A 12291-nucleotide genomic window follows, 5' to 3' on the forward strand; every position below is an offset into this window, starting at 1 on the left:
GATTTTCTCAGTAATGGAATGATTTACAGGTTAGTTTTTTTCATTCGTTGACGAACAGATTTTAGACTATATTCCGCGTGTACTAATCTTGTTGTTAACTTTGCTGTGGACATCCTTTAATGCAAACCTTCGAAATCGCTATTTTTCTGCAGTTTTTTCTCGGCTTAGTCGCTGCCGTGAACCCCGTCGGTATCATGCCGGTGTTCGTGTCCCTGACTGGCCATATGACTCAAGAAGAAAAGCATAAAACGGCAGTGACGGCCAATGTCGCGGTCGCCATCATACTTGTTGTTTCCTTACTTGCCGGCCAAATGCTTTTGGATATGTTCAGTATCTCGCTCGATTCATTCCGCGTTGCGGGCGGTTTGCTGCTTTTGAGCATCGCTTTCTCTATGATGAGCGGTAAGTTGGGTGAGGATAAGCAAAACAAACAAGAAAAGTCAGAGTACGTTAGCCGAGAGCAGATTGGTGTCGTGCCCTTAGCGATGCCGTTGATGGCAGGTCCAGGTGCGATTAGCTCAACCATTGTTTATGGTTCTCGCTACCCGAGCATGTTTGATACCGCGGGTATCATCGTTACTATCGTTTTATTTGCGCTCTCGACTTGGTTGCTGTTTCGTTCCGCTCCCTTGATCGTTCGATTCCTTGGCCAAACTGGGATCAACGTGATCACTCGTATCATGGGTTTGATTCTGGGCGCACTGGGCATTGAGTTCATCGCAAATGGTCTGCGCAACCTATTCCCTGGGTTGGCGTAAGCGCTAAAATTAGCCTGACTTAAATAAACTCGGTATGATGGAGAGATGGAATTTTTGGTCGCTCTATCATGCCGCGTAACTCACTCAGACATCACCTATACATCATTATTTTTGGCTCGCACACAAAAGCAGGTCGAGCGTTTGACTTAGCTTTAATTGTCGCGATTGTCTCTTCACTGATCGTATTGTTACTGGAATCGATCCCTTCAATTCGCTCGGTATGGGGCGCACAACTCAAGTATCTTGAGTACACGTTTACCGCACTATTCACGATTGAGTATATTCTGAGACTCTACTGCTCGCCCAAGCCCAGCGCTTACGCCAAGAGCTTTTATGGCGTTGTTGACCTATTGGCGATATTGCCCACCTATTTGGCATTTTTCTTCCCTTCGGCCGCTTTCATGGGCGTGATTCGTGCGCTGAGAATCATGCGGATTTTCCGTGTACTCAAACTCGTTCGCTATCTGCAAGACTCCAATCTCTTGCTTCGCTCACTACTTATGGCTAGGCGTAAGATCTTCATCTTCTTCAGTACTGTTGCAATTCTCGTGACTATTTTTGGCGCACTGATTTACGTCATTGAAGGACCTAAAAATGGTTTTACGAGTATTCCTCAAAGCATCTACTGGGCGATTGTGACGATCACTACCGTTGGCTACGGAGATTTAATCCCGCAAACCGCGCTCGGCAAGGCGATCGCTTCTGTAACAATGCTGCTTGGCTACTCAATACTTGCTGTCCCGACAGGCATTATTACTGCAGAGTTAAATCAAGAGATGAATTCACACAAGTCGTTAGTTAAATGTCCAAACTGTTCCCAAAGCGGCCATGAAGCAGACGCATTGTATTGTAAGCACTGTGGCAGCGAGCTCGCCGATCCTGACAAGCGGGTTGTAGCTGAACAATAGCGAGAAACGAAAAAGGGTTGGCTTCTACGCCAACCCTTTTCAGTTATTCATCTAGGTACTTATCATGTCTGAACCACACCTAAAACTGCTTTTCGAAGAACTGCTGCCCAGCTTTCGTTACGCTTTTTCAGCCAGAATGATACGAAGTGTACGACGAAGTGGCTCCGCTGCACCCCATAGCAATTGGTCACCTACGGTGAATGCGTTTAGGAAGTCATCACCCATCGCCATCTTACGTAGACGACCCACTGGGATAGAGAGTGTGCCCGTCACCTTCGCTGGTGTTAGCTCTTGCGCGGTAATATCACGATCGTTTGGAATCACTTTAACCCAATCATTGTGCGTGGCGATCATCTCTTCGATCTCGTCCATTGGCACATTTTGCTTCAGCTTGATCGTCAAAGCTTGAGAGTGACAACGCATTGCACCGATGCGGACACAGGTACCGTCGATAGGCACTGGCGCATCTTGGAATCCTAAGATCTTGTTCGCTTCAACGCCCGCTTTCCACTCTTCTTTACTTTGGCCATTGTCACGCTTCACATCGATCCAAGGGATCAAAGAACCGGCTAACGGCACGCCAAATTTGTCCGTAGGGAATGAAGAGCTGCGCATGGTGTCAGCGACTTTCTTGTCGATATCAAGAATAGAGCTCGAAGGATTTGCCAATTCAGAGCTCACTGAATCGTTGATCACACCCATTTGAGAAATCAGCTCACGCATGTTTTGCGCACCTGCGCCAGAGGCTGCTTGATACGTCATTGCGCTAGTCCACTCAACGAGGCCTTTCTCGAACAAGCCACCAAGACCCATTAGCATCAAGCTCACCGTACAGTTACCACCGACAAACGTATTGGTGCCACCATGAATGCCTTGCTGGATCTGCGTCAAGTTTACTGGGTCTAGAGTGATAATAGAGTCTTGCGCCATACGTAAAGTCGATGCCGCGTCAATCCAGTAGCCTTTCCAACCTGCTTGACGAAGTGCTGGGTAGACTTTCTCGGTGTAGCTACCACCTTGACACGTGATCACTGCATCTAACTGCTTTAGGCTTTCAATATCGAATGCGTCTTGAAGAAGCCCTGCGTCTTTGCCTAAGTTGGGAGCAGGGATACCTACTTGAGAAGTGCTGTAAAATACCGGTTCGATAAGATCAAAATCTTTCTCTTCAACCATGCGTTGCATCAGTACCGAACCCACCATGCCACGCCAACCAACTAAACCTACTCTCATTCTCAACTCTCCGTGTAATCAATTTAAAAAGGGAACACCCCAATATTCAATTTTCGCAGCAAAATCTCAAGTGAAAATTGCATCAAATCTGTAACTTTTAGCTCTTGTTGACTCAACCTAAGCTAAACCACCTATTTTGCTGACTTTGTATCCACTTGTTATTTTCCCAACCAAAATACTCATCAATCACCACAAAAACAAAAACCACGTGCTACACAAAATTTACAAACACAAACATTGCAAACCATTAGAATTAACGTTTAACCATATTATTAACCACAAAAAACACACTAAGCAGACCAGAATCACAATAGATGCACATTATATCGAAATATTATTCTGACTAATGTAAAGTGCACCCACACCTAAAAGGCGTTCACACTCACATAGCAAATAGTAAATAAGTTGCTATTTGTACTGACTCATAACACTTATAAGAGGCTCTGTATGACGCAACTTACCCCCCGTCTGCCAAGCTTGATGCAGGTTATTGTCTCCCTCGGACTGTTTCTATTGATGGCGTTTTCATTTACTGCCCAATTAGATCTACCCATTCAACTTGCACTCTATATTGGCTGGTTCATCATCATGGTGCTGGGTATTCGTTTAGGCCACCAATATAAAGAGCTTGAAAAAGCGGCACTAAACGGTATTTCTAACGGACTTGGCGCGGTACTTATTCTTCTTGCAGTTGGTGCATTAGTGGGTACTTGGATTTCCGGCGGCATTGTTCCAACCATCATTTACTATGGTCTAAAAGCAATTCATCCTTCTATTTTCCTTCTTGCGACTATGATCATTTGTTCATTGACGGCCCTCGCCACTGGTACTTCTTGGGGTGCAGCGGGCACCGCCGGCATTGCGATGATGGGCATCGGCCAAGGGCTTGGCGTGCCAGCACCCATCACAGCAGGTGCGGTACTATCAGGATGCTACTTCGGTGATAAAATGTCGCCACTGTCAGACTCGGTGATTCTTGCGTCTTCAATGTCGAATGTTGAGGTAATGGAGCACATCAAAGGCATGCTGCCTGTTGCGCTTATCAGCTACATCATCACGGGTATCATGTTTACCGCATTTGGCTTCCATTACGCGGGCAACGTCGACATGTCTCAAGTTCAGTCTGTTATCCAAGCGATGGAACAACAGTTCTACATCACACCTTACTCGTTTGTACCGGTCATTATCGTACTTGGATTACTTGCGATGCGTATGCCATCTTTCCCTGTAATCAGCTTCGGTTCTCTACTCGGCATTATCTGGGCAGTAATGATTCAAGACGTGGACTTCTTACAAGCATTCAATACCGCGTGGGCGCCATTTGAAATCGAATCTGGTGTCACTTTCATTGACTCGATCTTAAATCGTGGTGGTATGTCGTCCATGCTTGGGTCTGTTGCTGTGATCGTCTTCGGTTTAGGTTTCGGTGGACTACTGGATAAAGTCGGTGTGCTAGAAACGATAGCGAAACTGTTTGAGCGTCGTGTTCAAAGTGCTGGCTCTCTCGCAACCAGCACCATTGGTACCGCGTTTATGGGTAACGTCTTTGGTTCAGCAATGTATGTATCATTGATTCTGACGCCAAAAATCTGTGCGAAAAACTACGACCGCTTAGGCTACAAGCGCAAAAACCTGTCTCGTAACGCGGAATTTGGTGGGACATTGACTTCGGGTATGGTGCCTTGGAGTGACAACGGCATTTACATGGCAAGTATCTTGGGCGTTGCTACGCTCTCATACGCACCTTTTATGTGGCTGAGTTTCGTTTGTATCATCGTCACCATCATAACCTCTTACATGGGATGGTTTGTAGATAAGTGCGAGCCAACTGCACCTGCGACTGAAGAAGAAGCCCAATACCAAAATCAAACGGCTTAATTTCATTACCTACAAACAAAGAAGAGCGCCACAAAGGCGCTCTTCTTATTGAAAGCAAACAACTAGCTTTGCTTTTCTTTTAAGAATGCTTTCGCTTCCTGAATCGCGATGGTCAAACACTCATTTAGCTCATCCAGCAAACCAGAAAGCTGTGAGATGTCTTGTTGGATTGCCGCCTCCACTTTAGCGGCGGCTTCTCTCAGTTTATGCGCCCCCAAGTTCCCACCGACCCCTTTCAAACTGTGTGCTTTTCTTTGCGCATCTTCAGGGGAATCGGTAAGCAAACGGGTGATTTCATTCACATCATCCGCATGATCGGCGACAAACACTTCTAATAACATACACACCGATTCAACATCACCACTTAACGAACTGAGCATGACATCGAAGTTTATTTGCGGTTCTGCCTCAACCACTTTGGGCGAGCTGGTTACTGAGACAACGGGTTTGGCAACCGGAGGATCACTCTCTTCAATCTCGATGTTTGACATGGAAATAGGGCTGCTCTGAGCTAAAAAGAGTAAGACTAAGAAACCCGTCATGGTAAGTAGTGTTAACCCTACCGCAGCAATAAGGTGGTGACGTAATAGCGTACGGTAGTCAATCTCAAGCGCCGAGATGTGATTAGACACATCATGAGAAATCAGCTTGTCAACTAAATAGGAGCCTTGAGCGTAGCTACTGAGTACTTGCGAAACATCAACCAATACCTTCTGTAGTTGCTGACGCTGCGGAGGCTCAAGCGTCGTGGACTCTTGATATATCTTATCCACATGGCGGAATATTTCAGCGTTGGCTTTTTCTGAGAGGTACATAGCTTCAAACACATTGGCACTTAATTGGAAGTACTTGTTTGAGAGCGCCTCAGAATTGGTGTTTTGGGTTCGAGTTTGGCGAATGGTATTGGCTAGCTTTTGGACTGCTAATTCATTGTCGAGGTAAGCCTGCGCCTGCTCGATAAAACGATCGGTTGAAAATAGAAGTTGATTGAGATCGGGCATCAGCCAACTTTTTTGATAGAAGGCGTCAATCTGAAGCCGAAGGGCATAAATGAGCTGTAAATCCAACGCTTGGCGCTCGACCATTTTAGTTCGATACGGCGCGTCGTAAATGAACGAGCTTCTCAGGCTATCAATGCCATAACCGAGCTCTTCCACTTGCAGCCGACTTGACTCTACAGTGCGGTAGCTACTTCCTATCCCGACCAAAGCGAGAAGCCAAAGTAACGAAAGTACTAGGCCTAACTTCAACCACTTGCGTTCCATGCAATACCTATTTGAACAAATTGCTATGAATACAAGAATATACGTTATCGGGAGGAAAGGTAGGACTAAGCACTAATTAATTGCGCCTAGTCCTATATTCTGAGGCTTAGCGGTTACGCGTCAATTGATCGCGAAGATTAGGCGGCGTTCCTTTAATGGTTAGGGTGTCCGTTTCTGGATCGTAAAAAATACGTTCGCCAAGTAAAAGACTGTCAAAGCTGACATTGAGTCCTCCACCCGCGCCCACATACTTAGTCAGTTTGCGCACTGTCGTACGATCCCCCGGAAAACTCTCTTCCAGTTCGTATCCCTGCTCTTGGGTGTAATCTAAAAAGCTAGTACCGTCTTGAGAAGAAGGCAGCTCTCCCGATAACTCTCGTACCTGCACTTCATCGCCAGATTTAATTTGTTCGTTACAGTAGTCTGCCACTTGTTTTTTGTAGCTGATCACTTCGTCTTTTTCGAGTTTTGAGTCCGCGCAAAAGTCTTCGACAGCTTGCATCAATACTTGGTTTTGCTGCTTAGTATCCAGTCCGACTTCAGCCTGCAAGAAATCTAGGAAGAAATCCGCCACTTTACGTCCTACTCGGCCTTTAATATAGGCGAGGTAGCGATTAGACTCTTTGTCTGTCTCATAACTGGTCAAGTCGATGCGCGCAGCGATGTCCATTTTGCTCAGGTCTAAATAGTCCGTTGCGCTGATGTCCAAACCTTCTGTCACTTTCAAACTTTGGTTAGATGGAATGATGGCTACAAAAAGGTAATCTGTTGCCAACGATTGATACTCGGCAATCACCAAGATACCTTCATCCGCAAACGGATACTTTGACAATTCTTCTTTTAAACGAGTCGCGCTGCTTTGCGAAAAGTCATAAAAGCCAAGCTCTCCTTTGCGCATTTGCTGCAACCACTGTTGAAATTCGCTGTCTGATTTAAACGAGCCAAAGCCTTTGCCCGCCTTGGAGTGAAACACTCGGTGCAGTTCAGCAATCAGGTTTTCAGTAGAAGCATCATTGGCAAGGGAATCGGTTCTAAAATTAACGATAAGTTCGTCTGAATCGTTTTTTTGCAGTTGATGAAGGATAACGTTGGATAGTTGAAGGCTCATGATGAAATTTATCGCTGCATAGGTTTCAGTTGCGTGGCATTGTAGGTTATCATAAGCCGCTTTATTATCAACATTAGAACACTTATGCCGATTACATCTAAATACAGCGACGAGACCGTTGAGAAGATCCTTACAGAGATCGCGATTGTGCTTGAAAAACATGCGGCATCACCAGAGCTTTCTCTGATGATTGCAGGCAATATCGCTACCAATGTCTTAAATCAAGATGTTGCACCTTCACAACGCAAAGTAATTGCTGAAAAATTTGCACAAGCACTTATTTCTTCGATTGAAGAAAAATCACACTAATCGCAAATAAATAGAACACATACATGGTAGATAGCGGAAACACATACGGCGAACGTGTATCACGTTTGGTAGGTTGGGGGCACTGGTTTGCCTTCTTCAACATTATCGCAGCAATGTTGATCGGCACCCGTTATATCACTCAATCACCTTGGCCAGAAACTTTGCTCGGCCAGTTTTATTTGGCGATGTCTTGGGTCGGCCACTTTGGCTTTCTCGTCTTCGCTCTCTACCTTTTAGTATTGTTCCCGCTGACATTTCTTGTTCCCTCAAGAAAGCTGTTTAGACTGATTGCCGTCTGCTTTGCCACACTTGGGCTTACGCTGTTACTGATTGATACTCAGGCCTATCAAACGATCAACCTCCACTTAACCCCCGTGGTTTGGGAAGTCTTGTTCAATGATGATAAGTCTCGTGTCAGTGCGGACTTACAGCATCTATTTATCGTAATGCCACTTATCTTTATGCTCCAACTTGGCTTATCTGAGTGGGTATGGAGAAAACAACGCAAGCTCTCTCACAAGCATGTTGGGCGTCCATTGGCTGCTCTCTTCTTTGTCAGCTTTATTTCAAGTCACTTGATTTACGTGTGGGCCGATGCTTACTTTTACAATCCGATTACTGCGCAACGTGCGAACTTCCCGCTCTCCTACCCGATGACGGCAAAATCGTTTATGGAGCGTCACGGCTTACTGGACCGAGAAGAGTACTTGGAGCGCCTGCAGCAAAATAAAGAACAAAACACAGAGCTCGTTAGCTACCCGCTTGAAGCGCTCGAATTTAGTCGTCGCGCTAACCCACTTAATGTTCTAGTCATTAGCGTCAACAACCTTCGTGGCGACGCATTAAACGCCGATTGGATGCCAACAGCAAACGAGTTTGCTAGCAACAATCTCAATTTCTCAAATCACTACAGTTCAAGTAATGATTCATTTGGTGTGTTTGGCCTGTTTTACGGATTACCAAGTGCTTATGCTCCAAGCATCAAAACACAAGGGACTAAACCGATCATCGTCGATACCTTGCTAGACAAAGAGTACGCTTTTGGCTTGTTCAGTGGCGACAACTTCGACGATCCGATTTACGGCGAATCCATATTCCGAGGTATGCCTTTTACCGGAGTGCCTTTTAATGGTGAACTTTCTCAGGATAAGCAAGCCATTGACGCGTGGGCTAACTGGGTGCAAGAGCAAGGTGATTCACCTTGGTTTAGCTTCATTGAATTAACAACGCTAGACAACTTTAGCGCCTACGACAGCGGTGATGAAAAACAAACCAGCAGTGAAAAGATCAAAGCTGGTTATCAGAAGTCCGTTCAAACCGCAGATGACGAGCTAGCTGAGTTGTTCGCTTATATCGAAAAGCTTGAACTTTCAGACTCTACCGTCATTGTCTTGACCTCAAATCACGGTACTGAGTTTAACGAGACCAACACAAATAGTTGGGGTGCTAACTCTAACTACAGCCAATATCAATTGGTGGTACCTATGGTCATTCACTGGCCAGGTAAGGTAGCCACTCAGTATCAGCATAGAACGAGTCACCTCGATCTTTCCGTCACCTTATTGCAAGATCTGCTTGGTGTTTCCTCTAACCCGAATGACTTCAGTAGTGGCCGTAACTTATTTGATGAACGTTCAAGAAAGTGGATTTTAGCCGGAGATTCGCGCGAGTTGGCATTAATCACGACTAAAAACACCACGGTGATAGATAAGTTTGGCAACTATAAACTTTACGATAGCAGCTACAAGCGACTTAAGGATGAAAATCCAACGCTTCCTGTGCTTATGCAAGGCTTAACTGAGCTACAGCGCTTCTACGTTAAAAGTAACTAAATCATGGTGTTAGGATTGACTAAAGCATAGCAACCTATTACATTATCGGAATCGGACTGTAGCGCAGCTTGGTAGCGCACCGTCATGGGGTGTCGGGGGTCGCTGGTTCAAATCCAGTCAGTCCGACCAATACACCTTAAAAAGAGAGCTTCGGCTCTCTTTTTTGTTTTAAGTCGCTGATAAAGTATAAAAAACGGCCTGTTAAATACTTTATTGTGTTCAAGCGGTCATAATTAAAGCAAACAGTAAAATTAAGGGTTTACAACTTTTCTAAACCTCTATATTATTCGCTTCAACAACGGAGAGATGGCTGAGTGGTTGAAAGCACCGGTCTTGAAAACCGGCATACGTTAATAGCGTATCTAGGGTTCAAATCCCTATCTCTCCGCCACATTCCGTAAAAAAGCCGCTAAGAAATTAGCGGCTTTTTTCGTTGTTAGCAAGCATAGACATCGTAAGCAGCGTGTATCAACTGCATGTGAACTGGAACCAAATCACCGTGATTGGTTCGATACCCACCACCGACTACGCACGCAATCGGCAACCCATTATCCTTTGCTAAAGAGAACATAAACTTATCTCTTTCATAGATTGCCTCAGTAGAAACATCAAAGTAGCCCAACTCGTCCTCGTGATGAATATCGACGCCAGCGTCGTACAAAATAAGGTCTGGCTGATGAATCGAGATAGCCATCTCAACGATGGAGCGAAATGTACTCAAAAACTCCTCATCGCCCGTATTTCTACTTAAAGCAACATCAAGATCTGAGTCAGGTTTGCGTGCGGGAAAATTTTTATCGCAATGGAAAGAAAGCGTGATGATGTTTTCTTCTTGTTCACATAAGGTTGCAGTCCCATCGCCATGATGCACATCGCTATCGATAACAATGACTTTTTCAATCCCCTCTAAGGTAAGCGCTCGTTTCGCCGCAAGTACCAAGTCATTGATCAAACAAAAACCACTACCGAAATCTTTGTGGGCATGGTGATAACCACCACTGAGATGAATCGCGACCCCGTGCTTAGCACTCTGCTCTACGGTTTCACTGGTTCCACCCGCTGAGGTAAGAGTACGACTCACCAGAGTGTCACTCCAAGGAAAGCCAATTCGCCGCATTTTAGGCGCGGGTAAAGCACCACTAAAAAGTGCATCAATATAATCATGACAATGTACTTGCTTGACACACTCTGCCGACAGCGGTGACGGCTCAACAAATTGAAATGCTTGCTTCCATCTAGGGTCGCACTCTCGTTGCTGAGTGATGGCTTCATAAAGCAGTTGGTACTTTTGAATCGGATAACGGTGCCCTTCTGGAAGCGGCAGTTGCGAGTAAATTGAGTGATAAATCAGCGGTATCATAGCAGCGAGTAAAGTGTTGATGTTGTTTTATGGTATCAGCTTGAACCTAGGTTGAAAAACTGATTGAATGGTAATAATTATCATTTAATCAGTTTACTATCGTGTATAGAACTCTCTATTTTTATTTGGGCATTATTTCCGGAACCGCTTCAGCGTTGATTCTATTTCTTGCTATGTTTGTCGCGGCGGGTCTATTTGTTTTCCAGCTCGTCTCTTAGCTAGGGAAAGCTAACCGGATTTTTGATAGCCTACGGAGTCAGTATTGAATTGAGGGGCGATATCACGATGAATACCATTCTCATCACCGGCGGAAATAGAGGCATAGGTTTTAGTCTTGTTAAACTTTACTTAGAGCAAGGTTGGTCGGTACATACTACCTATCGCAGCGCCGACAGCTCACAGCAATTACTCTCAAATAGCCATAAAAACCTCACATGTCACCAGCTGGACGTCACCGACTACGCGTCAGTCAAAGCATTAGCGGAGCAGTTATCAGCTATCGATGTGCTGGTGAATAACGCAGGCTATTACGGTCCAAAAGGGTATGGGTTTGGCAATACAAATGTAGAAGAGTGGCGTAAGGTATTCGAGATCAACACGATCGCCCCACTCAAACTTGTCGAGGCATTCTACCCAAACCTTGAAAAAGGGACGCTTAAAAAGATCGCATGTTTGTCGTCAAAAGTAGGGAGCATGACGGAAAACACGTCTGGCGGTGGCTATATTTACCGTTCATCAAAAGCCGCGTTAAATTCTGTTGTAAAGAGCCTGAGCAATGATCTCGCAAAGCAAGGTTTTACTGTCTTGGCTCTTCATCCTGGCTGGGTGCAAACCGAAATGGGTGGACCTAATGCCCTCATCGATACCGAAACGTCTGCTCGTGGCTTATACAGCGTTATAGATACGTCGAACCCTTCTCAATCTGGGCAATTCATTAACTATGACGGAAATCCGCTCCCTTGGTAGCAACCCTCAGCCATTATCCTCACAATAAGTATCGCCGTAGACACATTATTGGTTTATATTGATACTTATTGTCAGACTTGAGAATTGCAAGCTCGCTACACTGACCTCGAACTTAAGCGTAGGAGCAACCCCATGAAAACAACGATACTTAGTCTACTCACTCTCGCAGTCATGACCTCAACCGCAGCGCAAGCTTTCGACATTAGCAGCAAAGATATCCAAGAAGGTCACCCTATGGCCAATACCTTTGAATATTCTGGCTGGGGCTGTGATGGAGGCAATATTTCACCACAGTTGCAATGGGATAATGTTCCTCAAGGTACACAGAGCTTTGCGATTACCGCCTATGACCCTGATGCCCCAACTGGAAGTGGCTTCTGGCATTGGATTGCAACCGATATCCCTGTTAGCCTGTCTGAGCTTCCAAGGGGAGCAAACATCAAAAAACTTGGTGGTCAGGAACATCGAATTGACTACGCTTCGGTGGGCTTTGGGGGCGCTTGCCCTCCAGAAAAAGATGGCATGCACCGCTATCAATTTACCGTTTGGGCACTTCCTAAAGCTAAGCTAGGGTTAGATGAAAACACGCCACCAGCGGTGATTGGTTTTACACTAAACAGCCTTGCTCTTGATAAAGCAACGCTGACAGCAACTTACACTCGCTAAACTAGGGT

General features: G+C 45.4%; 11 protein-coding genes and 2 tRNA genes. 9 read left to right on the forward strand and 4 right to left on the reverse strand.

Going from position 1 to position 12291, the window contains the following annotated elements; genetic code table 11:
• The first annotated feature begins 119 nt into the window (after positions 1-119).
• Both ACUALS_RS09670 and ACUALS_RS09675 read left to right on the forward strand, forming a co-directional pair.
• Entirely contained in the window at positions 120-758 is a 639-nt protein-coding gene (locus ACUALS_RS09670; protein ID WP_005473357.1) for a YchE family NAAT transporter, read from the forward strand.
• A gap of 68 nt (positions 759-826) precedes the next feature.
• Entirely contained in the window at positions 827-1666 is an 840-nt protein-coding gene (locus ACUALS_RS09675; RefSeq protein WP_454448270.1) for an ion transporter, read from the forward strand.
• Positions 1667-1783: 117 nt separating this feature from the next.
• Here the strand turns inward: ACUALS_RS09675 and asd are convergent, their stop codons facing one another.
• Entirely contained in the window at positions 1784-2899 is a 1116-nt protein-coding gene (gene asd, locus ACUALS_RS09680; protein ID WP_038133936.1) for an aspartate-semialdehyde dehydrogenase, read from the reverse strand.
• A 447-nt stretch (positions 2900-3346) separates the two neighbouring features.
• Here asd and nhaC point away from each other — a divergent pair, with 447 nt between their 5' ends.
• Positions 3347-4777, forward strand: coding sequence for a Na+/H+ antiporter NhaC (nhaC, locus tag ACUALS_RS09685; RefSeq protein ID WP_038133934.1), 1431 nt, complete (start codon positions 3347-3349; stop codon positions 4775-4777).
• Between the two features lie 62 nt (positions 4778-4839).
• Here the strand turns inward: nhaC and ACUALS_RS09690 are convergent, their stop codons facing one another.
• Both ACUALS_RS09690 and yejK read right to left on the reverse strand, forming a co-directional pair.
• Entirely contained in the window at positions 4840-6042 is a 1203-nt protein-coding gene (locus tag ACUALS_RS09690; protein WP_454448271.1) for an Hpt domain-containing protein, read from the reverse strand.
• A 106-nt stretch (positions 6043-6148) separates the two neighbouring features.
• Positions 6149-7150, reverse strand: coding sequence for a nucleoid-associated protein YejK (gene yejK / locus ACUALS_RS09695; protein WP_038133930.1), 1002 nt, complete (start codon positions 7148-7150; stop codon positions 6149-6151).
• A gap of 84 nt (positions 7151-7234) precedes the next feature.
• On the opposite strand from yejK, the gene ACUALS_RS09700 reads away from it, so the two are divergent.
• The 4 genes from ACUALS_RS09700 (at position 7235) to ACUALS_RS09715 (ending at position 9682) form a co-directional block, all read left to right on the forward strand.
• Positions 7235-7459, forward strand: coding sequence for a YejL family protein (locus tag ACUALS_RS09700; RefSeq protein ID WP_005473334.1), 225 nt, complete (start codon positions 7235-7237; stop codon positions 7457-7459).
• A gap of 23 nt (positions 7460-7482) precedes the next feature.
• Positions 7483-9291 carry a DUF3413 domain-containing protein gene (locus ACUALS_RS09705; protein ID WP_038133927.1) on the forward strand — a complete coding sequence of 603 codons (1809 nt, stop codon included), beginning with the start codon at positions 7483-7485 and terminating at the stop codon, positions 9289-9291.
• A 52-nt stretch (positions 9292-9343) separates the two neighbouring features.
• Positions 9344-9420: transfer RNA gene (locus ACUALS_RS09710), tRNA-Pro, on the forward strand.
• Positions 9421-9591: 171 nt separating this feature from the next.
• Positions 9592-9682, forward strand: a tRNA-Ser gene (locus tag ACUALS_RS09715).
• Positions 9683-9727: 45 nt separating this feature from the next.
• On the opposite strand, the gene ACUALS_RS09720 is transcribed toward ACUALS_RS09715, so the two are convergent.
• Positions 9728-10651 carry a histone deacetylase family protein gene (locus tag ACUALS_RS09720; protein ID WP_454448272.1) on the reverse strand — a complete coding sequence of 308 codons (924 nt, stop codon included), beginning with the start codon at positions 10649-10651 and terminating at the stop codon, positions 9728-9730.
• A 285-nt stretch (positions 10652-10936) separates the two neighbouring features.
• Here ACUALS_RS09720 and ACUALS_RS09725 point away from each other — a divergent pair, with 285 nt between their 5' ends.
• Together ACUALS_RS09725 and ACUALS_RS09730 are read left to right on the forward strand one after the other, a co-directional pair.
• Entirely contained in the window at positions 10937-11617 is a 681-nt protein-coding gene (locus tag ACUALS_RS09725) for an SDR family oxidoreductase (protein WP_454448273.1), read from the forward strand.
• Between the two features lie 132 nt (positions 11618-11749).
• A complete protein-coding gene (locus tag ACUALS_RS09730; RefSeq protein ID WP_454448274.1) occupies positions 11750-12283 on the forward strand; it encodes a YbhB/YbcL family Raf kinase inhibitor-like protein in 534 nt (177 codons plus the stop codon).
• Positions 12284-12291: the final 8 nt, after the last annotated feature.

Source organism: Vibrio sp. NH-7 (assembly GCF_053643215.1).

What these genes read in the sequence shown, in the direction of transcription:
- yejK (WP_038133930.1), bottom strand. Translation starts at nt 7,150, where the DNA reads ATGAGCCTTCAACTATCCAACGTTATCCTTCATCAACTGCAAAAAAAC.
- asd (WP_038133936.1), bottom strand. Translation starts at nt 2,899, where the DNA reads ATGAGAGTAGGTTTAGTTGGTTGGCGTGGCATGGTGGGTTCGGTACTG.
- ACUALS_RS09730 (WP_454448274.1), top strand. Translation starts at nt 11,750, where the DNA reads ATGAAAACAACGATACTTAGTCTACTCACTCTCGCAGTCATGACCTCA.
- ACUALS_RS09705 (WP_038133927.1), top strand. Translation starts at nt 7,483, where the DNA reads ATGGTAGATAGCGGAAACACATACGGCGAACGTGTATCACGTTTGGTA.
- ACUALS_RS09675 (WP_454448270.1), top strand. Translation starts at nt 827, where the DNA reads ATGCCGCGTAACTCACTCAGACATCACCTATACATCATTATTTTTGGC.
- ACUALS_RS09720 (WP_454448272.1), bottom strand. Translation starts at nt 10,651, where the DNA reads ATGATACCGCTGATTTATCACTCAATTTACTCGCAACTGCCGCTTCCA.
- ACUALS_RS09700 (WP_005473334.1), top strand. Translation starts at nt 7,235, where the DNA reads ATGCCGATTACATCTAAATACAGCGACGAGACCGTTGAGAAGATCCTT.
- ACUALS_RS09690 (WP_454448271.1), bottom strand. Translation starts at nt 6,042, where the DNA reads ATGGAACGCAAGTGGTTGAAGTTAGGCCTAGTACTTTCGTTACTTTGG.
- ACUALS_RS09670 (WP_005473357.1), top strand. Translation starts at nt 120, where the DNA reads ATGCAAACCTTCGAAATCGCTATTTTTCTGCAGTTTTTTCTCGGCTTA.
- nhaC (WP_038133934.1), top strand. Translation starts at nt 3,347, where the DNA reads ATGACGCAACTTACCCCCCGTCTGCCAAGCTTGATGCAGGTTATTGTC.
- ACUALS_RS09725 (WP_454448273.1), top strand. Translation starts at nt 10,937, where the DNA reads ATGAATACCATTCTCATCACCGGCGGAAATAGAGGCATAGGTTTTAGT.